A 22,462-nucleotide genomic window follows, 5' to 3' on the forward strand; every position below is an offset into this window, starting at 1 on the left:
AAAATTACGTGAGTGATCCATTGCCCTTCGGTAACATTTTTATATGAGTTGACACGGCGCTTCCGCCGTCTCCGCCCGGTCGAATCCTTCCGGCATGCGGGGGACGAAGGGAAGGTGCAGGAGCCGCAGGCGCCATGCCGAGCGGCGGCTTTCGAATCCGGCATGCAGCACCCCGATGTCCAGTTTCACGGTATTGTCCGCCTCTTGCACGGCCAGCCGGTACAGATTGTATCGGCCGTTCTCATAGTCGAAGGTCAGCCCGTCATCCTCATAGAGCTCGAAGACACCGTACGCGGCGCCCGAACAATGGATATCCAGGTACAGCACGTCGGATTCCATTGACGCGGCTGACTCTGCCGGTTCGACATATGGGATGATTGCGCCTTCCTTGACGAACAACGGCAGCGTGTCCAGCGGCGCGTGAGCCAGGATGTGGCGGCCGCCTTCCCACTTCTGCCCCGTCCAATAGTCGTACCAGACGCCGCGGGGCAAATAGACCACGCGGTGCTCCGTGCCGGGCCGATAGATCGGCGCAGCCAGCAGCCGCTCGCCGACCAGAAACTGATCGCACAGGTTTGCCGCGTACGGATCGTCCGGATAGTCCAGCACCAGCGGCCGCATGACGGGCAGGCCGGTGTGCGCCGCTTCGCGGAACAGCGAATAGAGATACGGCATGAGCCGGTAGCGCAGGCGGATCGCTTCGCGGCATATCCGCTCGATTTCCGGTCCGAAGCTCCAGGGCTCCTGACGGGAGGAGGACAGCTCGCTGTGATTGCGGAAAAACGGGAACAGCGCCCCCGCCTGCGTCCATCGGGCCAACAGCTCTCCGCTCGCATGGTGGGCGAATCCGCCGACATCCGGTCCGGAGAACGGAACGCCCGACAGCCCGAGGTTCAGCACCATCGGCATCGCCATGGCCAGATGCTCCCAGAAGCTGCGGTTGTCCCCTGTCCAGACGGCCGCGTACCGCTGAATGCCGGCGTATCCGGCCCGCGTCAGCACGAACGGACGCCGGCCTTCCAGCAGCCGTTCCAATCCCTCCGCGGTCGCTTTCGACATCAGGAGGCCGTACAGGTTGTGGACCTCCCCATGCGTGACCGGGGAACCGTTGTTGCCGTGCAGCGTGTCCGTATCCATCGTCTTCGTATCGTTGAATACCGCGGGCTCGTTCATGTCATTCCAGATGCCCTCGATGCCCAGGTCCGTGTAAAACCGGTGCAGGCCGCCCCACCATTCCTGCACCCGGTCCTCCGTAAAATCGGGAAAGACGCTCATGCCGGGCCATACCGGTCCGACGAACGGCTCGCCGTCCGTTTTCCGGCAGAACATCCCTTCCGCCGCGCCTTCATCGTAGACGCGGTAGCCCGGATCCAGCTTCACGCCGGGATCGACGATCGGCACGACCCGAAAGCCGAGCGCCTTCAATTCGGCGATCATCGCCTTCGGATCGGGAAACCGCTCCGGATCAAACGTAAAGACGCGATAGCCGTCCATATAATGAATGTCGAGATAGATGGCGTCGCACGGGATTTTCTTCTCGCGGAACGTACGCGCAAGCCGCAGCACTTCATCCTGCGTCATGTAGCTGTACCGCGACTGGTGGTACCCGAGCGCCCATACTGGCGGCAGCTTCATTCGCCCCGTCAGCGAAGTGTACCGCCGCACCACATCCTTCAACTGCGGTCCGGCGATCCAATAGTAATCGAAAGGTCCGGTTTCCGTCCGGATCGTGAACGCGTCGGGCTCGCCGCGCATGTCGAAGCACGACCTGCCCGGATTGTCGAGGAATATCCCGTACGCGCCTCGCGGCTCATGGACGAGCAGGTACGGAATCGACTGGTACAGCGCTTCGATCTCCGGCACATGGGGAGCGTAAACGTCGGAGTTCCACATTTCGTACCGTTCTCCCCGTTTGTCGAGAAACCCGGTCTTCTCCCCCAGCCCGTAATAATGCGTCTGTTCGCTTGACGCGAATCGGGCGCTCACCGCCTTCGAATCGTTCCAGGCCATCGGGGACTGGCAGGCCAGCAGCTGCCCTTCGCCGCCGAAGAACCGTATGGCGCAGTCCCGCTTCGCGATTTCAACCGTTGCGCCCTCCGTCTCGATTACATAGGCCGCGTCGCGTTCCTTGACCGCAAACGGCAAGCACGTCTTCGTGCCGACGACCGCGGCCGTCGTCCCCATGTCCGGCTCGTCCTCCGCCGCGGCTTCAGCGAACAGTTTGATCCGGATCACGCCTTCCAGCGCCGGACGGACGGCGAGCAGGCCGTGCTCCGCGATGATGGTGACGCCGTGCGCTTCCCGCTTGCATTGCTGCGCTCGTCCGAGCGAACGCGTAAATTCCGAGCCCGCATCCTCCCTCGGCCTGTCGGGCGTGATCGCCTCGCTGGTCAACATCAGTTGGCTTCCTCCTTAACCTTTCACGGAACCGAGTGTGATTCCCTTGACGAAATATTTTTGCAGAAACGGATAGATCACCAGCAGCGGCAGCATGGAAATGAAGATCTTCGCCGCGTTCAACGTCTGGTCGGACAACATCGTGAGCCGCTTGGCGGTCTCTTCGTCCACCTCCGTCGGATCGAAGGCGACCGCAACCTGGCGGATGTACGACTGCAGCGGATAATGATCGTTCTTCGTCATCAGGACGAGCGCCTGGAAAAATTCGTTCCAATGGTACACGATCGTAAACACCAGAATCGTCGCCATGACCGGCATGGACAACGGCAGAAGCACGCTGAAGAGGATGCGCCACGGTCCCGCTCCGTCGATCAGCGCGGATTCTTCCATTTCTTTCGGCAAGTTGCGGAAGTAGTTCATTACGAGAATGATGTTGAATATCGGAAGCCCGCCGCCGAGCACCAGCCCCCAAATGCTGTTGATCATCCCGAGATCCCGCATCGTGATGTACCAGGGGACCAGCCCGCCGTTGAACAGCATGCAGAAGATCAGCAGCCACATCACGTAGTTTCGTGGTCTGAACTCCTTGGCGCTCTTGGAGAGCGGATAGGCCATCAGCAAGATCACGAGGAACGAGAGCGCGGAAGCGTACAGCACGCGCTGGACCGAAATCCAGAAAGACCGGAAAAACTGATGATCGCTGACAATCGCCTCATAGGAACTCAGCGTGAAGCCTTTGGGCCACAGAAACACCTGCCCGGCGGCCACGTACGATTTCTCGCTCAAGGAGATCGCGAGCGTGTACCAGACGGGCAGGATGCACAGAACGGCGATCGCAATCAACAAGAGCACGTTCAGGCCGTTGAGCAGTCTGGACACGATCGATTGTTCGGCTACCACATCTTCACATCCTCACACTCAGAAAACTCGATAGTTCGCGAAGCGGTAGGCCAATCCGTACGAGACGGAGATCAGAATAAGTCCGGCAACGGATTTCAGCAGCCCAACCGCCGTAGCCAGACCGTACTGCATATTGATCAGACCGGCCCGGTACACCCAGGTGTCGATGATGTCCCCTGTCGAATAGACAGCCGGATTGTACAGATTGAAAATCTGGTCGAAGCCGGCGTTCAAAATGTTGCCCAGGCTGAGCGTTCCGACCAGCGCGGCAACCGGCAGCACGCTCGGCAGCGTAATGTTGAGCAGCCGTTTGAACTGGGAAGCGCCGTCGATGGCGGCAGCTTCGTACAGCTCCGGATTGATCGAGGTCAGCGCCGCGAAGAAAATGATTGCGGCGAAGCCGAACTCCTTCCAAATGTCGCTCCCCACCACCAGCGCCGGGAACAGGTCCGCGCGCGCGAAGAAATGGACGGGTTCGGCGCCGAGCGCTTCCAGTACCCGGTTGACGGGACCGTGCAGCGAGAACATGTCCAGCAGGATGCCGGCGACAATGACCCAGGACAAAAAATGGGGCAGATAGACGATGGTCTGCACCGTTCTGCCGAACAGCCGGTTCTTCACTTCGTTCAGCATGAGGGCAAATACGAGCGGTACCACCAGGTTGCCCACCATTTTCGCAAACGCGATCGTTACGGTATTCTTGAACACTTGACTGCTGTCGTCGAGCTCGAACATGTACTCGAAATGTTCAAGACCGACCCAGGGGGACTTCAGGATGCCGGCGCCCGGGTTGAAGTCCTTGAACGCCATGAGAATGCCGTACATGGGGAGCACATTGATGAAAAACAGCCAGACGAGCCCCGGGATCAGCATCAGCCAGAAATGCTTGGTGAACGCTCTGTTGAGCATGACGCATATCTCCTTGTCGGCAGGGAGATCAAGACAGGCGGGCTCCGCCTGTCTTGACCTTGCGGTTCGTTATAGCAGTTCGTTGACTTCCTTGGTGATCTGATCGCCGCCCTGATCCTTCCATTTGGCGACGAACGCGTCAAATTCGTCGAGCGGCACGGTGCCCAGTATGATCTTCAGGAACGTTTCGTCTTCCAGCTTCTTCAGATTCGCCCATTTCATCTCCATCGTCTTCGTCTGGGAGGTCGCGATGCTCCGCACATAGTTCACATCGGCATCCACGAAGGTCGAACCGCCGTTCAGGTGAGCGTACACGTGCGGGAAGAAGGCTTGGTCCGTTTCCTTGTCCCAATACTGGATGTCATAGTTGTCGTACGGCTCTTTCTTGATGTCCTTCGCGTGCTTGGCCAGATCGGTGGCGAAACCGTAGTTGACCGCATCGTAATCTTCGATGCTCATCTCGCCCGCGAGATATTTCCGCAGCGAATTGACGGCGTATTCCAGCTGGTCGCCGGCACCGCCGATGATGAACAGCGGAATTTCCTGCGACGTCATTTCCTTGCCCTTGACCGCCTCTTCATAGCTGGGATCCTTGGCGCCCCAGTGGATGTTGAGCATCTTGATGACGGCTTCGGGATGCTTGTAATTTTTCTTCACCACGATGAACGTGCTTCCGGTCGCCTGGTTGGAGTTGAATTTGCCTTCCGCATCGAGCGGCGCGATGTACGGACGCCAGTTCGCGTTCGGATCGTTCTTGATGCCGTCGATAATCGAATACGGCGACCACCACGGTCCGAAGAAAATGCCGGCTTTGCCGCCGATGACGACTTCCTGGCCGCTTTTGCGCATGCCGATTTCCTTGTCCAGGATGCCTTTGGCGTACCAGTCGCGCATCATGGCCAGCGCCTCTTTGGTCTCCGGCTGGATCGAACCGTACACGGCCTTGCCGTCCTTGTCCTTGATCCAGATGCCCGGATACGCGTTGTGGGCGAAGAACAGCGGCGAGAAGTTGAAGAAATGGTCGGTGGAAGTCAGGAACGTCGCATACAGCGATCCGCCCTGGCCGGTGCCCACGATGCCCACCGTGTTTTCGCCGCCCATCTTGTTGTCAATGAACGCCTTCGCAATATTCTCGATGTCCTGCAGCGTTTTCGGCGGTTCAAGCCCCAGCGCGTCGAGCCAGTCCTTGCGGATCCAGGTGAGCGGCGCCGAAGGCAGCGTCGTTTCCGGAAGCGCATACAGTTTGCCGTCGAATGTGACGCTCTCGAGCAGGCCGGGGTTCGAATCATATATCCGTTTCACGGCGTCGGAAGCGTATTTCTCGTAGACTTCCGTCAAATCCGCGAGCTGACCCGCCTTCACCATCAGCTTGAGCTGCGACTCGTTCACGAGCATCGCGTCCGGCAGATCGTTGCTGGAAATGGCCAGGCTCACTTTCTGGTTGTAGTCGGCGGTCGACGCTTCCCAGGCGTGTTTGACGACAATGTTGTACCGGTCCTTGAGCCAGCGCGTATAAGCATTGTCTTCCGCCGTGTCGTTGCCGTTGAACTTGTAGTTCGGATCGATCGCCCGGCCGATCGACACCTCGACCGGTTCCGGATATTTTTCGAACGGATCGATGACTTCCTGTTCGGCGCCCGAATTGACGCCGCCGTTCGAAGTTGCGGCTGCGCCGTTGTTGTCGTCCGCCTTGTTGCCTCCGCAAGCGCTTAACAATCCGGCGACAAGCAGCGCCGCCATGATGGTCAGCCAAATTTTGCGCATGGTCTTCCCCCTCAGGTTAATGGTCGTTTGGCAATATGACTATAGCACGGAGACGGCGCGCGCCGGGATAGAAAACGATGGGGATTTCGGGTCGGTTTCCTCACGAAAAAAAGGGATACGTTCGAAAATTGTCACCCCTCGTTTCGAACGTATCCCTACCTGAAGGTCGATATTTTTTATTCGGAGCCGTCGACGGCGGCCGCTTGTCGGTATTCGCTCGGCAGCATGCCCACCTCTTCCCGGAACAGGCGGCTGAAATATTTTTCGTCGCTGTAGCCGACCTGCTCGGCAATCCACTGTACCGTCTTCGTCGTATGGGCCAAATATCGCTTCGCCCTTTCCATCCGGATGGCGCGCACGTAGTCCGTGTAGGTCCGGCCGACGATGTTCTTGAAGCACTGGCTGAAATAACTGCTGCTCATGTTGACCATCTGGGCGATATCCCCCGCGGTCAGCGGCTGGTTCAGCATCTGGTGGGCAAGATTCATCGCCTTCACGATGCTCTGTTGAATCTCGGGCGAGTACATCGGGCGGGCGTTGGTCTGCCGGATGGCCTCCCGTGTGCCGCTCAGCCACGACTCGAAGTGGCACCAGCTGGGGAAGAAATCGTCGATGACGATCAGTTCGGGCAAGATGGGGCGGTAAAGCCGGTTCCATTCGTCCGCCAGGGAAAAGAACATGCGCGCCAGCCTTGCCGGTGCGAGCCGGATTCGCCGCAGTTCGTCCGTCATGGCGGCAAAACGGCCGTCGTCATAGATCCACTCGAACGAAACCCATCGCTCCCTGATGCGATCGATGTCCTCCGCCGTTCCCGCCCCGTCGCCCTCCGGCGCCGCGGCATCGCGCCGTACGGTCCAATGCGGACGCGACGGATCGTAATCGTAGAACAGTCCGGTTCTCCGGTAATCCCGAATGAGCCGCAGCAGCGCTTTCCGGTCCATGCCCTTCACGTTGCGGAACAACACGAGTGCGCCGTCCGGGCCGGGAAGGCGCTCATCCGGCGGCACGCGCGCCCAGACCCACACGCCGGCCTCCGCCTCGACCGCCTGTTCCGGCACCGCGAAGTCCGCATGGTCCGTTCCCGTCCCGCCGACCGGCGACGTCAAGGCGTACAGCGCGTACACCTCGTCCGCCTGCCCGAGTTCGTCCGGTCTGGGCAGCGGCGTCTCCGCGGCGGTTTTCTGCCGGAGCAGCGCGGCGATTCTGCCGAGCACTTCCTCGAACTGCTCGCTCTCCAGTTCGATCTTGGCGATGTAATCGAGGGCGCCGAGCCTGAGCGCCTCCTGCACATACTCGAAATCCTGATGCAGCGTCAACACGACGATCTGGATGTGCGGATACCGCCGACGCACCTCCCGCATCAGTTCGATGCCGGACATGACCGGCATGGCCAGGTCCGTCACGAGCAGGTCGACCTGATTCTCTTCCATGAATTTCAGGGCGTTCTCGCCGTTGTTGGCCTCCCCGACCACTGTCATTCCGAATTGCTCCCAGGGCATGGCCGAGATCAGCCCTTTGCGAACCAGCTTGTCGTCGTCGACCACCATTACGCGAATCATGCGTCAAGATCGCCTCCGGATGCGGGCAGGCTGAGCATGACCGTCGTTCCCCGGTCATGCCCGCTTTCGATCTCCAGGCGCGCCTTGTCGCCGTAATGTGCCTTGAGGATGCGTCGGACATACCGCATGCCGATGCCCATGCCCACCTTCTCGCTTTCGTTCGCGTCGTCGTGCAGCAGCTTATCGATCGTCTCCCGGGACATGCCCGCGCCATTGTCCCGGACTTCGATCTCCAGACGGTCGTCCCGCAGCCGGATGCCGACGTAAATATACCCGTCGTCGCTTACGCCGTGATAGAGAGCGTTCTCAACGAGCGGCTGCAGAATGAAACGGGGACTGGGCAGCGACAAGGCCAGCTCATCCACGTCGATGTCCACATCGAACCGGAAGTCGTACCGGATTTGCTGCAGCTGCAAATATTCTTTCAACGCCTGAATTTCGTCGCCGATCGTGGACGTCTCTCCCTTCTTGCCAAGATTGTAGTACAGCAGCTTGTTCAGGGAGAGCACCACGCGGTCAATCTCTTTCTGCCCGTTCATGACCGCGAGCCAGTGAACGGTATCGAGCGTGTTCATGAGAAAGTGCGGGTTGATCTGGTACAGCAGCTTTTCGACTTCCAGATCGGCTCTCCGCCTCTCCTTCTGCTCGATTTCCTCGTACAAATTCCAGATCTTCCGCTTCATGCTCCGGATCTGGTAGAGCGTGTAGTCGAATTCCGGGATGCGCGTCAGTTCCGTTTCCTCCGGCGCATGGGACAGAATCAGGGATTTGATTTCCTTGTTGAACTTGTCCAGCGGCTTGTACACCATCTTCCGGAGCAGCCACGCGAAAAATACGGCGATCAGCAGCACGACTACGGTGAATCCCGTAAATTGCCACAGCCAGCGGTTTCGCTCCAGGTTCAGTTCATTCTGGGGCAGAATGGAGACGATGCTCCATCCCTGATTGCTCGTCTCCTTGCTCCAGAAAAAGTTCCCGTAGTAGCCGGAGTCGGACAAGGACTCGGCGTCGTACGCGGGAAACCGGGTGGATTCGGGAAAGACCTCCCGGTTTTCGCTGAACGCGATCATGCCGTCGTTATCCAGAATGAGCAGCCGGCGTGAATCGGATTTCCGGTTCTGAGGCGCGAACAGGGTTTCCAGCGCGTTGCGCCCCGTCTCGATGTACAGGTAAACGTTCCGGCCTGCCACATTCACTTGCCTCATCGTGCTGAACACATACTGGTTGATGGAATCGTTGTAGCTCCGGTGCGGCCCGTAATACGTAATTTCCGGGTAACTGGCCATGATCGACAGCCGTTCCGGCGCAAACGGAGTCCGAACCCGGAAATTTTCGAACTGGACTGCGCCCGTATCCGGGTAATAAAACAGCAGCAGACCGATGTTCGGATTGGAGAAGGTGATCACGTTCAGCTCGCTCTTGATCTCGTTGAACAGCTCGACGCGCTCGTAAGGCTGGTCCGTCTGGTGCAGCCGTTCGATCAAGGCCGGGATCCGGCCGCCGATCGCGAGCTGCTGCGAAACGTGGTTCAAGTTGTTGAGCGTGTTCTCCAGCGTCAGCAAGTCCTGTTTCAGCCTTCCCTGAATGGTGCTCTCGACCTTGTTGTCGATGATCGAGTCGATGGTGTAGAACGAAAGGAAGCCAAGGCAAACGAACGGCGTCAGGATGCTGACGAGAAAGATGAGAATGATCCGCTTCTTGAACGTGACCGGTCTGAACCGAATCCCCATGGCTTTGATGCTATCGATCCCCTTGCCGGCGGATATCGTGCTACAGCCCAGTATAGTACAACGTCTTTTATTTTTCTATTTACTCTTTGTGCCTGCCATGGTGCCTGCTCTCCGCCTTACGCCGCCGGCTGCTCCATCAGCCCGGCCGCGATCTGCTGAACCGGCGTCAGCAGCAGCCGGTACAGGAGCGCCGCTTCTTCCTGCCGCTTGAGCAGATCCGCGCCGTCAAAGACCGGAACGCCGCTCGCCGAAGGCGCCACTTCCGGACCGTGCAGTCCCAGTGCGACCATCATGCGCACCGCGGGCAGCGCCCATTCCGCGGTATTCCCTTCCACCGGAACGTCGGCGAAGATCGTTTCCGGGAACAGCAGTTTGTAGGCGTTCCAGACGATGACCGCCGCTTCCTGGCGCGTTGCCGGCCGGTCGGGATCGAAACGGCCGTCGCTGCCTCCGCTCACCAAGCCGAGCTCGGCCGCCGCCTGGATGTACGGCGCCAGCGGATGGCCCGCGATATCGGTGAACGCGTACGTGTCCGATGTCGAGCCGCGTACCGCGCTCACGGCCATCAGATGCCAGACCAGCTCCGCCCGGGTCACCGGACGCCCGGGCTCGAACGTCAGGCCTTCCTCGTTCGGGTAGTAGCCGAGCGACTGGATGCCGAGTATGAACGGCGCATACGGATGATCCGCCGCCACATCTTCATACCCGACGGGCGTCTCTCCCTTGCGCGCATAGCCGAGCGGATTGAGCGCCGACTCCTTCATATAGACCGTTCCGTCTTCATCGACCCGGAATGCGGCGAAGCGCTGCATCATCTCATCGACGAACAGGTTGCCGCCCGCATGGCGCAGGCTGCGCTCTCCGATGAGCGCGTCGGACAGCGTCAGCGTGCCGTCTTCGCCCTTCTCGACCGCATAGACGATGGAAGGCAGGCGCAGGTCGGCATACAGCCCTTCCAGATCCTCGAGCCGGACGGCCGGATCCTGCCCGAACGCCTCAAGATCGGCGGGCGCCCCGTACGACGGGAAGAACGACGCCATGAACTGCATATAGAACAGATCGCGCAGCGCGCCCATCTGATTGTACGTCAGGAAGACGCCGGTTTCTTCTTCCGGCAGAAGCAGCAGCATCGAGCTGTTGCCCGGCAGATCGCCCAGCTTGGTCAGCACGTCGCGGCTTGCGCCTGCCATCGGAAGCTGCGCGGCCGATTCGAAGCCGTAGGTCGTATCCGGCAGCAGCGGATGGATGGCGTTCCGGTATTCGCTCATTGCGGCGACGGATTCCGCGGAGAGCACCCGGGCGCCGTCCGGAGCCGCGCCTTCGTTCAGGAACGCGATCATGAACTTGCCGATATCTTCCGCCGTCGCTATCATGCCGCCGTGGGGCATGACGGTCGGACGGAACACATACGGCTCGATCGGTTCGCTGCCCGGCGCTGTGTATCCCGTCGCCAGCCGTTCAAGATTTTCCCGGTTCAGAATGAATCCGCTGCTGTCCATGCCGAGCGGCCCGAACACATGGTTCTGCATGTAATCTTCGAACGGTTCGCCGCTTACGTTCTCCACGATCAGCCCGAGCAGCAGATAGGCGAAGTTGTCGTACATGTAAGCCGTGCCCGGCTCGCGGACGACCGGCGGCATGTGCTGCTTCGCATAGTCTTCAATCGAAACGTACAGATCGAAGTCCCCGTGCAGATCTTCGCTCTGCGGATCTCGGACTTCGAAACCGCTGCGGTGCGTCAGCAGATGGGCCGTCGTCACCGGCGTGTCGAACGGGTTCTCGAATTCGAGGCCCGGCAGATAGGTGCGGATGTCCTCATCAAGGTCGATCTTCCCCTGCTCGACGAGCTGCATGACCGCGACGGCCGTGAACGTTTTCGAGACGGACGCCATCCGGAACAGGGTATTCGCCGGATCGACGGCTTTCTTCTTCGCGTCCGCGAATCCGAAGCCTTCCTGCGCGATCACTTCGCCGTCCTTCACGATGACGACCGCGGCTCCCGTATAGAACGGTTTCGCTTGTTCGGACGCGAAGAACGCTTCCAGGAACTCCGCCGCCGACTCCGCCGTCAGCGGCTCCCCCGCCGGCTGCTCCGCTGCGAACGCCTGCAGCGGCACGGCCATCAGGAACGCGGCGGCCAGCGCCAGCATGCGCAGCGCGCGCGGCAGCGTGAATGTTGCGGATTTGCTCAAATTCATCAAGTTTTCCCCTCCCATGTAATGGTTCATGTATTGCTCGGACTGCCAACACTGCTACATACGTTTTCCGTGCTATCCGCGTTCCGCCAAATAGACCAGCAAGACGACCACCAGAATCGGCGCGAGGAAAATGATCCATGCGAGCGGGCGGGCAAAATTGAACGTCCAGCCGATGCCGAACCTCTTCTCCAGGAACAGCGCGGGGTCGTCGGGATTGAAGTAGAATTGTCCAAGGATCCAATATTTGTCGTCGTCGCGGTTCACCTTGCCGTCCGCGGCCGGGGGCGCCTCTTCCGGCAGCCGGATGCGGCTTCCGCCCTGCCCGGTGACGAAACCGAGCCGGACGGCCCACAGCAGGGTGATGATGACAATCGACAAGATGAAAGCCAGCTGGACGCTGAAGTCAAACCCGAGAAGCTGCTGCAGCGGAATCGAGCCGAACAGGACGATGAGCAGAAATCCCGTCACCAGGGTGAACGCGGACCATTTGCGCCGGAAAATCAGGTTGCGCCGCAGCGAATTGCGCGGATTGGCGGCGTCGATCTGCTGTTTGCTCGCGGAGATGCTGTAGTTCACGACGGCGAAAATGGCGATCATCAAGAGCTGAATCCACACCGGGAAGAGCACGATTCCCGGACTTTTGTCCACGACGTTCGTCGGCGTGCCGTCCATGCCGTACTGCATGACGATCCGGTCCGGGAAGTCATCGTAATAGGCGATGCATATCCAGGCCGTGGCGGCCGCGACGAGCAGATGGGGAATGAACCAGGCCATGGAGTAGGCGCGTTTCTCCCGGTAAAATTCGGTGTCGACGACCGTCTGCTGCATCCCGGCGGACACCAGGCCGCGCTGCTTCTTCATCGCCCGCATGCGGAAATGAAACCGCAGGTACAGCGCCAGATGCACTGCCAGCATGACCCCCACCGCCGCCGGCAGCAGCCAGCCGAGCTGCTCCTCGTCCAGTCTCGCGGCGGCAATCAGAGAAGCGATGACGACCAGCAGGCTGACCGCCCCCGTCACGGTCGCGTAGGTCCGGCGCATGGCGCTGATCTCGGGGTCGTCGAAATATTTCTCCTCGATTGATACGCCGAAACTTTCCGTTCGCCGCGTCAGGTACGGCATGCACGTGATGATCACGCCGAGCGGCAGCGTTACAATTGCAAGCAATGCGAATCCGATGCCGTTCATGTCAGGATTCCTCCTTCGTGAAATGTCTGTAGATGCGTCTGCACATGTCAAGGAAATCGGCTTCGTCCATCCGGCGGCAGACCGCTTCGGCAACGATCGGGCGCATCTGCGATTCGAGCCTGCTGCGGAAGGCTTCGTCGGCCGGCGGCATCGGGTCCGGTCGGACGAGCGCGCCGCGCTGCCGGTGCACCTGGATGAATCCTTCCTGCTTCAGATGGGTGTATGCCTTGTTCACGGTGTGCAGGTTGATGCCCAGATCCGCAGCCAGCGCCCGCACCGACGGCAGCGGCTCGCCCGGCTTGAGCTCTCCGGACGCCATTCCCTCGATGATCTGGTTCGTGAGCTGCACATAGATCGGAACATCCGACTGATAATCAATTTGAATCAGCATGCCCGGCACCTCCGTTCTGTATGACTGTTCTATTTGTAATATAACAGTTGTCTCATAAGAAGTAAAGCAATTCTTCTGTTTTGAATGTGCCGTTTTCTATGTGTATAATTTTGAATGTCCGCTGACGCTCGGGCTTGTTCGCGGGCGAGACTACAATGGGGCTGATTTTTTATGGGTGTTGCGAAGAAGAAACGGCTGCTGCACGAGGCGCAGCAACTTCTGATGATCGCCGTCGGGGCCGTCATCGCGGGGATCGGACTCGAACTGTTTCTCGTTCCGAACGATATTCTGGACGGCGGCGTCATCGGCCTGTCGATCATCGCGGCCAAAATGTCCGGTCTGCCGATGAGCATTTTTATCGTGGTACTCAATCTTCCGTTCCTTTACATCGGCTTCCGCAAGATGGGGCTGCGCTTTACGTTCCATACCCTGTTCGGCGTCGCCATTCTTTCGGCGACCACCGCTTACCTGCACCATTTTGAACCGATCACGGACGACATGTTCCTGGCCACCATCGTCGGCGCGGTCATTCTGGGCGCCGGCGTGGGCCTCGTCATCCGCACCGGCGGCGCGCTGGACGGCACCGAAATTGTCGCCATTCTGGTCAGCAGGAAGAAACCCGTCTCCGTCGGCCAGTTCATCATGATCATCAACGTGTTCATTTTCCTGCTGGCGGCGATGCTCGTGTTCAGTCTGGAGACGGCCATGTACTCCATCATCACCTATTTCATCGCCTTCAAGATGATCGACATCGTCGTCGAAGGTCTCGAGGAATTGAAGTCGGTCAATATCATCTCGGACAATCCGGAGCCGATCGCGCAGGCCTTGACGAAGAAATTGGGCCGGGGCATGACGTACATATACGGCGAAGGGGCGTTCACGGGCGAACCGAAGAAGATCATCTACATCATCGTCAGCCGGATCGAACTCAGCGATCTGCGCGAAACTGTACACGAGCTCGATCCGAAGGCCGTCATTGCAATCGAGAACGTCGCGGACGTCTCCGGCAGCAACTTCAGAAAGAAGGCGGCGCATTAAATCGAGTAGGAGGGGGCGGCTAGCCCCCGATCTCTCACACCACCGTACATGCAGGTCCGCATACGGCGGTTCCGAAAGGTTAACGAAACGCCATATAGCGATCAAGCAGACTGACAAGCCCTTGCGACCGCCAATAGCGGGTGTCAAGGGCATTGTTTAGGTTGCGGGACATTTCCCATGGGCCACGGCGAGAATTAGCCATGATATGGACGAAGTATTCCGGCACACTCAACGCCCGGAGTTACACGTTGACGTGTCCGTACCCGTTTCCATTGCTTCCACAGACACATGCGCAGCCGTCGGCGAATCCATTGGTCGAACGTCGTGCAGTGCGTTTTCGCCGAAGCCAGTCGGAAGTGTCCAATCCAGCCCACCATGTACTGGTTCAATTCCCGAATTCGTTGATCCATGGAGACGGGCCGGGTTCCGGAGGTCAGCTCTCTGATGCGACTCTTGAAGCGCTCGACCGTCTTCGGAGCCAACCGGATGGTCGCTTCCCGATCGGGAAGAAAGCTGAATCCAAGGAACCTCCTCTTCCACGGCCGATCCACCGCGCTTGCCAGCCCCCATTCCGGACTTTCACCGTAGAGATGACGCCTATGCCGGGCGTACTGCGGCAAAGGCTTCGCTCCCGATGGGAACGAAGCCTTTTCTGCTGCGGGCATGGACCGTATGAAGGCACGATTCCGACGTGGTGCATTTTTGCACTCTATCCGGATCATTTTGCGGGCATTCGGTGAAATGTGGTGCAAATCTGCACCCTATCAAGCCTTCCGGCATTTGACGAGCGAAATGTGGTGCATTTTTGCACTTGATTGCCGGTCAGACGATGCGAATCCGCACGGTCTCCCGCACCGCGCCATCCCGCCCGGCCGCCGCGACGCGGATTGCCAGGCGCTCCCACACCGCCTCGAGCGCATGGCGCTTGTCGAACGTCCGCCATGTGTTCATGTTGAGCGGATCGTCATAATCCAGCAAGTAATCCGCAGGAAAATGCGACTTGCCGTGCTCCGACCCGGTGAACCAGAAATACTCGACGAGCGGCGCAAGCCACTCCCGATCATCCTTCAGCGGCGACGCCGGATCCGCGATCCGGAATTCGCCCGCATCCGCCGTTTCGGCCGCCGGTCCAGCCCCCGGATCATGCCGCTCTCGCGCGGCTTGCCGGACCCGCTGTTCCTGCAGCCGCCGGCAAGCTTCAAGCCGCTCTTCCAGCCGGTCCGCCGGGATGCCGGCCCATCGGCATGCTTCCGCCAGCCCGTCCGGCTCCACATCCTGCACGATCACCGGTGGATGCGCCGCCAGCGATTCGATTCGGTATCCCATTCCGTTCATGAAGATGTCGCACTTCGCGCCGGCCGGCGCGGGCCGAATGCCGACGCTGTCCGCCAGCGCGGCGATCTCGCCATTGTTGAGCCTGCCCAGCGTCGCCACGCCCAGATCCGGCGGCAGCTCTCCATATTCTCTCACAAACCCCGTGGTCTGTATCCGCCCCTGCATCGCGCGCCGGTCCCGGGCCAGCACCAGCATCAGCTTGAGCAGCAGCCTGCTGCGTTCGAACGGTTCCATGCCGTCCTCCTTCTCGTCCGTTGTCATTACCTTGCTCCATTATCGCGCGCCGGTCCCGGAATCGCAAGCGCCGCCTTCCGGCCCTGCGGTCACCTGCAGCGCCGGCTTCACCTTCATGCCGAACGCTCCGCCTGCAGCGGCAGCTCCACGATCACCGCCGTGCCCTGCCCCGGCACACTGTCGATGCGCAGCTCCGCCCGCCCGCCGTACAGATGCCGCAGCCGCTGGCGCGTATTCGCGAGCCCGATATGCCGCATCCCGCTCCCGCTTCGCGCCGGCGGCCGCTCCAGCACTTCGGCGAGCCGCTCCGCCTCGATGCCGACGCCGTCGTCCTCCACGCGGATGACCAGCGTATGATCGTCCGCGCAAACCGCCGAAATGCGGATCGTGCCATGCCCGTCCTCGTCCGGACAGATGCCGTGGAAGATCGCGTTCTCGACCAGCGGCTGGAGCAGGTGCCGGGGCACCAGGCCGTCCATCGCCCGCTCGTCGAGCTGCCACTCGACCTCGAACAGGTCCGTATAGCGGTACGCCTGAATCGCGACATAGTCCTTGAGCAGCGCAATTTCTTCGCGCAGCGTCACGAGCGCGTGCTCGCTGCCCGTGCGGGCGGCATCCTGCAGCAGGCGGATGAAGGAGCCGACCATCTGCACGATGTCGTCATTTCTCCCTCTGCGCGCCATATAGATCACCGCATTCAGCGTGTTGTAGACGAAATGCGGGTTCAACTGGGACAGCAGCAGATGGAGTTCCAGCTCCCTTTTCTCCTGCTCGTGGCGGATCGATTCCTCCAGATGGACGCGCAGCTCGCGGACCATCCGGTTGAACCCCTGCCCGAGCCGCTCCAGCTCGTCTCCCGTGCGGATGTCGACGGAGACTAGCAGATTGCCGCTGGAGACGGTATTCATCGCCTGGTACAGCCTGAGAATCGGCCTGGACATGCGGAGAATGGCCGGCATCATGAGCAGCAGGTTCAGCGCCATGCTGACCAGCGAGAACACGACGAGCAGGTAGATGACCACCCGTCCCCGAATCAGCAGCGCGCCCTTGTCGATGACGGCGGCCAGCTTCCAGTTCTGCTTCTCGAACTTGTCGACCAGCACGACCGCGCCATCCCGCTCGAACCGCTCTCCGGCATCGGAAGTGTCCGCGAAGATGCCGGCGGCCGCTCCGATTTCGCCGCGCGCATACAGCACATCGCCGGCGTCGTTCAGCCAGACGAGGCCTTCGAACCCTTCGCTGCCGTAATCGAGCAGTTCCCGAAAATGGCTGTAATCAAGGTTGACGATGAACTTGCCGATCTCCCGGTTCGGCTGCGCAATGTCGCGCACCGCCACGATGAAGCTGATCATCTCGCTCTCCTCGTAAGCACTCGCCGTCAGCAGCATCCGGTGCGGCACGGTCAACGCGAACTGCGCGCCGGAGCGAACGAAGTTGGCATACCACGGTTCCTGCAATTTCCCGGCAAAATAGTCGTCATACCCCGCCTCGCTCCAGAACGTCTGGCCGTCCGGCAGCACGAGCGCGAAACTTGCAACCTCCTTTCGCAAGCCGCGGTAGCTGTCCAGATGATCCATCGTGCGGTCGAACAACGCGAACTGATCGTAGATCGGCAAGTCGTTGTACGTTTTGAAAAAAGACTGCACCGGTTCCGAAATGATCAGCGTGAACGCGAAGTTGGCGATATCATCCGACATGTACTCCAGCTGGCGCGCCGTCTGGGCGAGTTGCGCCCGATCTTCCTGGATCATCTGATCCTTCAGAATGTATTCGAAGAAGAAGTACGTGAACATGCCCGAAATGACAAAATTGACGCACGCCGTCAGGACGATCCGCTGCAGAATGACCGACCGCAGACGCTTCACGGCAGGCACTCCTCCCGAAACTGATGGGGCAGCAGGCCGGTCACGCGCTTGAACATTCGGCTGAAGTGCTGCGGCGAGCGATAGCCGACGCGCCCGCTGATATCCGCCATCTTCGCGTCTTCTTCTCGCAGGATGCGCTTCGCCTGCTCAATGCGAATTTCCGTGAGCACATCAAGATACGTCCGGCCAAGTTCGCGCTTGAACAGGTGATGCAGATACGAGGCGCTGATGCCGACAGCGCGGGCGGTATCCTCGATGCGCAGATCTTCCGCATAGTGGGCGCGGATATGCCCGATCGCCTTGCGCAGCTTGCCGGACAGCCGGTTCTCCCCGCTGCCGGCCGTCTGCGCGAACGCCGCGGCGAAGGCGCGCGCGATATCTTCGATGCGGAAGGCCGGCCCCACGGCGTGCGCGGCAAGCGGATCTTCCTCCGGCAGGCCGGCGGCGGTCCGGCGCTCGTTGTACAGGCGCGTCAGGATGTGGACCGTCTCGTACAAGCCCGGCAAATCCCATTCCGGCGTCTTCAGGCGTTCGAACAAGCTTATGACAGCGCTTTCAATCAGCTCGGGATGACGGCTGTTCAGGCCATGCGCCAGCTCATCGAGCCGGACGCCGCCCGCGCATGAGCCCGCCCGCCGCGCCGGATACGGCACCGGCACGGCATCCGCGTCCACGACCGCCTGACAGCCGCAGAACACCGCGTGCCGGGCCGCCTCGATGGCCTTGCCGAGCGCATCCCGGAGAGCGGCCCCTCCGCCGCTGCTTGCGGCATGGAAGCAGGAGACGCCGGAGCCGAGGCGTCCGGCCGCGCGCGTCCGCACGGCGGCGGCCGCCGTGCGGAGCGATTCCCGCGACAGACCGCGCGGACCGCTGAACAGCACGGCCAGCCGGCCCGTACCCGCCGTGAACGCGCCGATCCGTTCCCAGCCGGAGACGGCCTGCGGAATTTCCGCTTCGGGAAGTGCAAGCCCTCCCCCCGGTCCGGACGGTTCGGGGACATGCGGCACGCTGGCGAATGGCCGGTCCGCCTGCAGCAGCACCACCCCGTAGACCGATCCCGGCGCGTCCGGGAACCGTCTGCCCAGCACGGCCTCCCGCAGGCGCTCGGACCGCTCGGCGGCCCGCCTCGCCTCGTCCGCTTCCCAGGCCGCCCGCGCTTTCGCCAGCTCTTCCAGCAGCCGCGCCTCGTCCAGTTCGTACTTCACCAGATAGCCCGACACGCATCCGAGCGTCAGCGCCTGCCGCGCATATTCGAAATCCGCATGGGCACTCATGACAATGAACCGGATCCCCGCGTTCCGCTCCGCCGCGGCCCGGATCAGCTCCAGCCCGTCCATGATCGGCATGCGGATGTCGACGATGGCAATGTGCGGCCTGAGCTCGAGGCACATGGCGAGCGCGCGCTTCCCGTTCGTCGCCGTCCCGGCGATCTCATACCCGTGCGACTCCCAGGGGATGAGCGTCTGCACATGATCCAGCGTGATCCGCTCGTCATCCACAATGAGAACGCGCATCGGCCGCATCCGCATCACTCCCGCATCCATGGCATTCTGTGCCTTCGATTATACATGAAGCATCCGGAGACGAGGCAAGCGGAGTGCAGAATTCCGACCAAGATTGCAGAATCGGCGTATTTACGCCCTTTGCCGGACCCGTGTATAGTGGGAGGCACGAACCATCCCGATGCACACCGATAAAGGAGGATGCCGTTCACATGACCATTCGTAAGCGCTTACTCCCTCTGCTTGCCGTTCTCTCGTTGCTGGCCGGCCTGCTCGCCGGATGCGGCGGCGGAAGCGGCGGCAAGGGCGGAGACGACGGTGCCGGCGGGAATTCCGGAGGAAGTTCCGGGGAAGTTTCCGGCGGCTCGGGTGAACTGAAGGGGGAATTCGTGCTCTGGACGTGGGAGCCGGAGCATCCGATCGCTCTCGAAGCCTTCTACCGGAAATATCCGGGCATCAAAATGAAACGCGTGGAAGTGGCGGCGGAAGACGTCCCGAAGAAACTGCAGACGACGATCGCATCCGGCGGCGAGCTTCCGGACGTCATCCGGATCGAACGCGGCCAGAAGGCGAAAATCTTCGACATGGACATCCTGCAGAACCTCGAGGCTGTGCCGTTCAATGCCGATCTGTCGGTGCTGTTCGAGTATGACATCGCGGCCTTCTCGATGAACGGGCACATGGTCGCCATACCGGACGACATGAGCGTCTCGGGCATCGCCTACATCAAGGAGCTGGCGCGGGAACATTTCGGCACGGACAATCCGGAAGAGATGGAAAAGCTGCTTCCGGACTGGGACACGTTCATCGCGAAAGGGCAGGAGGTCGTGCAGAAGAGCGGCGGCAAAGTGCTCATGTTCCCGAGCCTCGGCGGCGTATGGGACATTCTGAAGGGGCAGCGGTCCGAGCCGTTCTTCGACGGCGATACGATGAATACGGACGTCGTGCGGGAACGCGTCGCCCTGCTCGTCAAATTCCGTGACTCCGGCATCGTCGGCAAACTGGACCAATGGACGCCGGCGTGGAACGCCTCGTTCGCCACAAGCGACTACATGTTCGCGGTCTCGCCGGTCTGGATGCCGCAATACGTCATCGGTCCGAACGACCCGGCGGACGACCGCTGGGCGTTGATGGTCGCGCCGGGCGGCGGATTCATCCGGGGCGGCTCTTCCCACGGCATCCCGAAGGGCGCGAAGAACGCCGAACTGGCGTGGAAATGGATCGAGTTCACGTCCATGTCGCAGGAAGGCGCGGAAGCGCAGAAGACGGACGGGGTTTACACGCACTACAAGCCGGCCTATGAAGATCCGGAGTTTACGAAGTGGAACTGGCGCAACTTCGGCGATCAGGATATCGGCAAGAAGTTCTTCGTGGACATCTCGAATGTCACGACCGACGTGCCGGAGAACCTGAACGATTCGCTGCTCGACGAAGCGATGGCCATCATCATCCAGACGCTGGCGAAGGACAGCAGCTTCGGCTTGGAGGATGCGATGGCGCGCATTGAACAGGAACTGAAAGCGAAGAACGCCAACATCGTCATCAACTGACCCAAGCATGACAGGCGCGCGGCTCGCGGATGCGGCCGCGCGTCGCCATCCCCGGCGGACCGGCCGGGTCCGTCCGGAATCCCACGCGCCAGGAGGGTGGAGCATGGAAGCGGCCAAACGCAGGCGGATGCCGTATCTGTTTCTCTCGCCGTATCTGTTGTTCTACGCGGCTTTCGGGCTGTTCCCGATCATTTTCTCGTTCTATGTCAGCCTGACCGACTGGGACGGCATCCGGGACAAAACGTTCATCGGGCTGGACAACTACCTGCATCTGTTCAATCCGAATTCCTACTTCTTCAAGTCGATCGGCAACACGCTGCTCTTCGTCGCCGTCTCGCTGCCGCTGCAGATCGTCCTCGGCCTCGTCATCGCGACGCTGCTCTACAGCCGCGCGGTGAAAGGGCGGGCGTTCTTCCAGCTCGTCAATTTCATGCCGTATATCGTCACGCCGGTCGCGATCGGCCTCATGTTCAACCTGCTGTTCGACTGGCAGGCCGGCGTCGTGAACAAGCTGCTATTGCATTTCGGCTTCATCGACGAAGCGATCTACTGGCTCGGCGAGGCGTTCTATGCGCGGATGGTCATCATCCTGATGCTCGTCTGGAAAGGGTTCGGCTACACGATGATCTTCTACCTGGCCGGGCTGGCGAACATTCCGAAGGACTTGCTCGAGGCGGCCCAGGTGGACGGGGCGACGGGCCTGCGCGCCTTCTTCTCGATCACCTTGCCGCTGCTCCGGCCCGTCACGATGTTCATCGTCATCACGGGCATCATCGGCGGGTTCCAGCTCCTCGAGGAACCGATGCTGCTGCTGTCCGGCTCCGGCATGGGGTCGTCATCCGCCGTCATCGGCGGACCGGACCGCTGCTGCCTGACGGCCGTCTGGAACATGTACGACACGGCGTTCGGCAGCACGACGCGCTACGGCCTCGGCGCCGCGATCGCCTGGGGGCTCTGTCTCATCATCGCGCTGTTCTCGTTCCTCGGCGTGAGACTGTACAAGGGGGATGCGGAATGAAGATGAACATGACGCTGCGCTCGATACTCGCCACGACGGGCATCGCGCTGCTCTCCCTGTTCTCGCTGCTGCCGTTCTACATCATGATCATCATGGGCACGCATGTGAACGAGGATCTGTTTCGCAAGATCGTCCTGTTGCCGGGCAGCTATCTGATCGAGAACTTCAAGACGGTGGCGGCGAGCCGTTTTGATCTGGCCTACTGGAACAGCTTCGTCGTGTCGGCCGCAAGCACGGTGCTCTCCGTCTTCGTCAGCGCATTCGCGGGTTTCGCCTTTGCCAAATACGATTTCAAACACAAGAACCTGATCTTCTCCGCCATCCTGCTGACGATGATGATTCCGTCGCAGCTCGGCATCGTCGCCTACGTCATCGAAATGCGCTACCTCGGCCTGTCGGGCACGCTGATGCCGCTCATCCTGCCCTGGATCGCCAACGCGTTCGGCGTCTTCTGGATGACGCAGTTCATCAAGGGCGCCGTGCCGAACGAAGTGCTCGAGAGCGCCCGGATCGACGGCTGCTCGGATCTCGGGCTGTTCTTCCGCATCGTGCCCGCGTTCATCATGCCGGCGGTTACGACGCTGTCGCTGCTCGTGTTCCTGTGGTCCTGGAACAACTATCTGCTTCCGCTTATCATCATCAACAATCCGGATCTGTATACCATTCCGCTCAGCATCACGACGCTCGGCGACGCGTACCGGACCGACCTCGCCGCGCAGATTCTCGGGCTGTCGATCGGCACGCTGCCGGTGCTTATGCTGTTCGCGTTCGGCTCGAAAAGTTTCATCCGCGGGCTGACGGCCGGGTCGGTGAAAGGCTAGGCGCCCGTGGCCTTCTCCCTCAAAGAAAAGCGACCGCCAGACCCGCGAGGGTCGTGACGGTCA

At 60.7% G+C, this 22,462-nt stretch carries 16 protein-coding genes and 1 pseudogene; 4 read left to right on the forward strand and 13 right to left on the reverse strand.

Features of this window, described 5'->3' with window-relative positions; translation table 11 throughout:
- Nucleotides 1–39 precede the first annotated feature (39 nt).
- From KJQ12_RS05805 to KJQ12_RS05845, 9 genes are all read right to left on the reverse strand, one after another.
- A complete protein-coding gene (locus KJQ12_RS05805) occupies nucleotides 40–2,397 on the reverse strand; it encodes a glycoside hydrolase family 31 protein (protein ID WP_213483860.1) in 2,358 nt (785 codons plus the stop codon).
- A gap of 15 nt (nucleotides 2,398–2,412) precedes the next feature.
- Complete coding sequence (locus tag KJQ12_RS05810) at nucleotides 2,413–3,297, reverse strand: carbohydrate ABC transporter permease (RefSeq protein WP_015256113.1); 885 nt, start codon at nucleotides 3,295–3,297, stop codon at nucleotides 2,413–2,415.
- An 18-nt stretch (nucleotides 3,298–3,315) separates the two neighbouring features.
- Nucleotides 3,316–4,206 carry an ABC transporter permease gene (locus KJQ12_RS05815; protein WP_015256114.1) on the reverse strand — a complete coding sequence of 297 codons (891 nt, stop codon included), beginning with the start codon at nucleotides 4,204–4,206 and terminating at the stop codon, nucleotides 3,316–3,318.
- Between the two features lie 69 nt (nucleotides 4,207–4,275).
- Complete coding sequence (locus KJQ12_RS05820; protein WP_015256115.1) at nucleotides 4,276–5,970, reverse strand: extracellular solute-binding protein; 1,695 nt, start codon at nucleotides 5,968–5,970, stop codon at nucleotides 4,276–4,278.
- Between the two features lie 176 nt (nucleotides 5,971–6,146).
- Complete coding sequence (locus KJQ12_RS05825) at nucleotides 6,147–7,529, reverse strand: response regulator (protein ID WP_213483861.1); 1,383 nt, start codon at nucleotides 7,527–7,529, stop codon at nucleotides 6,147–6,149.
- Nucleotides 7,526–9,259, reverse strand: coding sequence for a sensor histidine kinase (locus KJQ12_RS05830; RefSeq protein WP_213483862.1), 1,734 nt, complete (start codon nucleotides 9,257–9,259; stop codon nucleotides 7,526–7,528). Before KJQ12_RS05830 ends, KJQ12_RS05825 begins: the two co-directional genes overlap by 4 nt.
- Nucleotides 9,260–9,375: 116 nt before the next feature.
- Nucleotides 9,376–11,457: a serine hydrolase domain-containing protein gene (locus KJQ12_RS05835; RefSeq protein ID WP_213483863.1), complete on the reverse strand. Its 2,082-nt coding sequence runs from the start codon at nucleotides 11,455–11,457 to the stop codon at nucleotides 9,376–9,378.
- Between the two features lie 72 nt (nucleotides 11,458–11,529).
- On the reverse strand, nucleotides 11,530–12,645 hold the full coding sequence (locus KJQ12_RS05840; RefSeq protein WP_213483864.1) for a DUF1648 domain-containing protein: 1,116 nt from the start codon (nucleotides 12,643–12,645) through the stop codon (nucleotides 11,530–11,532).
- 1 nt (nucleotide 12,646) lies between these two features.
- Nucleotides 12,647–13,036 carry a GntR family transcriptional regulator gene (locus KJQ12_RS05845; RefSeq protein ID WP_015256120.1) on the reverse strand — a complete coding sequence of 130 codons (390 nt, stop codon included), beginning with the start codon at nucleotides 13,034–13,036 and terminating at the stop codon, nucleotides 12,647–12,649.
- Nucleotides 13,037–13,207: 171 nt separating this feature from the next.
- Between KJQ12_RS05845 and KJQ12_RS05850 the strand changes: the two genes are divergently transcribed.
- On the forward strand, nucleotides 13,208–14,074 hold the full coding sequence (locus tag KJQ12_RS05850; protein WP_213483865.1) for a YitT family protein: 867 nt from the start codon (nucleotides 13,208–13,210) through the stop codon (nucleotides 14,072–14,074).
- Between the two features lie 79 nt (nucleotides 14,075–14,153).
- Here KJQ12_RS05850 and KJQ12_RS19805 read toward each other — a convergent pair.
- From KJQ12_RS19805 to KJQ12_RS05870, 4 genes and pseudogenes are all read right to left on the reverse strand, one after another.
- Nucleotides 14,154–14,631: pseudogene (locus KJQ12_RS19805) on the reverse strand (group II intron maturase-specific domain-containing protein); the annotation flags it as partial.
- Between the two features lie 265 nt (nucleotides 14,632–14,896).
- Nucleotides 14,897–15,670, reverse strand: a complete 774-nt coding sequence (locus KJQ12_RS05860; protein ID WP_041853964.1) for a hypothetical protein — start codon at nucleotides 15,668–15,670, stop codon at nucleotides 14,897–14,899.
- A gap of 86 nt (nucleotides 15,671–15,756) precedes the next feature.
- A complete protein-coding gene (locus tag KJQ12_RS05865; protein ID WP_015256123.1) occupies nucleotides 15,757–17,508 on the reverse strand; it encodes a sensor histidine kinase in 1,752 nt (583 codons plus the stop codon).
- Entirely contained in the window at nucleotides 17,505–19,031 is a 1,527-nt protein-coding gene (locus KJQ12_RS05870) for a helix-turn-helix domain-containing protein (protein ID WP_213483866.1), read from the reverse strand. The genes KJQ12_RS05865 and KJQ12_RS05870 overlap by 4 nt, the downstream gene beginning before the upstream one ends.
- A 191-nt stretch (nucleotides 19,032–19,222) precedes the next feature.
- Here KJQ12_RS05870 and KJQ12_RS05875 point away from each other — a divergent pair, with 191 nt between their 5' ends.
- From KJQ12_RS05875 to KJQ12_RS05885, 3 genes are all read left to right on the forward strand, one after another.
- A complete protein-coding gene (locus KJQ12_RS05875) occupies nucleotides 19,223–20,560 on the forward strand; it encodes an ABC transporter substrate-binding protein (RefSeq protein ID WP_213483867.1) in 1,338 nt (445 codons plus the stop codon).
- A gap of 103 nt (nucleotides 20,561–20,663) precedes the next feature.
- Nucleotides 20,664–21,578, forward strand: coding sequence for a carbohydrate ABC transporter permease (locus KJQ12_RS05880; RefSeq protein WP_213483868.1), 915 nt, complete (start codon nucleotides 20,664–20,666; stop codon nucleotides 21,576–21,578).
- Complete coding sequence (locus tag KJQ12_RS05885; protein ID WP_244860455.1) at nucleotides 21,575–22,399, forward strand: carbohydrate ABC transporter permease; 825 nt, start codon at nucleotides 21,575–21,577, stop codon at nucleotides 22,397–22,399. The genes KJQ12_RS05880 and KJQ12_RS05885 overlap by 4 nt, the downstream gene beginning before the upstream one ends.
- Nucleotides 22,400–22,462: the final 63 nt, after the last annotated feature.

Source organism: Thermobacillus xylanilyticus (assembly GCF_907165215.1).
Classification (GTDB): Bacteria; Bacillota; Bacilli; order Paenibacillales; family Paenibacillaceae; genus Thermobacillus; species Thermobacillus xylanilyticus.

Bases quoted from the DNA above. Each gene is read 5' to 3' on its own strand.
- KJQ12_RS05840 (WP_213483864.1), bottom strand. From the start codon at position 12,645: ATGAACGGCATCGGATTCGCATTGCTTGCAATTGTAACGCTGCCGCTC.
- KJQ12_RS05860 (WP_041853964.1), bottom strand. From the start codon at position 15,670: ATGACAACGGACGAGAAGGAGGACGGCATGGAACCGTTCGAACGCAGC.
- KJQ12_RS05830 (WP_213483862.1), bottom strand. From the start codon at position 9,259: ATGGGGATTCGGTTCAGACCGGTCACGTTCAAGAAGCGGATCATTCTC.
- KJQ12_RS05845 (WP_015256120.1), bottom strand. From the start codon at position 13,036: ATGCTGATTCAAATTGATTATCAGTCGGATGTTCCGATCTATGTGCAG.
- KJQ12_RS05850 (WP_213483865.1), top strand. From the start codon at position 13,208: ATGGGTGTTGCGAAGAAGAAACGGCTGCTGCACGAGGCGCAGCAACTT.
- KJQ12_RS05820 (WP_015256115.1), bottom strand. From the start codon at position 5,970: ATGCGCAAAATTTGGCTGACCATCATGGCGGCGCTGCTTGTCGCCGGA.
- KJQ12_RS05835 (WP_213483863.1), bottom strand. From the start codon at position 11,457: ATGAATTTGAGCAAATCCGCAACATTCACGCTGCCGCGCGCGCTGCGC.
- KJQ12_RS05875 (WP_213483867.1), top strand. From the start codon at position 19,223: ATGACCATTCGTAAGCGCTTACTCCCTCTGCTTGCCGTTCTCTCGTTG.
- KJQ12_RS05880 (WP_213483868.1), top strand. From the start codon at position 20,664: ATGGAAGCGGCCAAACGCAGGCGGATGCCGTATCTGTTTCTCTCGCCG.
- KJQ12_RS05805 (WP_213483860.1), bottom strand. From the start codon at position 2,397: ATGTTGACCAGCGAGGCGATCACGCCCGACAGGCCGAGGGAGGATGCG.
- KJQ12_RS05815 (WP_015256114.1), bottom strand. From the start codon at position 4,206: ATGCTCAACAGAGCGTTCACCAAGCATTTCTGGCTGATGCTGATCCCG.
- KJQ12_RS05825 (WP_213483861.1), bottom strand. From the start codon at position 7,529: ATGATTCGCGTAATGGTGGTCGACGACGACAAGCTGGTTCGCAAAGGG.
- KJQ12_RS05885 (WP_244860455.1), top strand. From the start codon at position 21,575: ATGAAGATGAACATGACGCTGCGCTCGATACTCGCCACGACGGGCATC.
- KJQ12_RS05870 (WP_213483866.1), bottom strand. From the start codon at position 19,031: ATGCGGCCGATGCGCGTTCTCATTGTGGATGACGAGCGGATCACGCTG.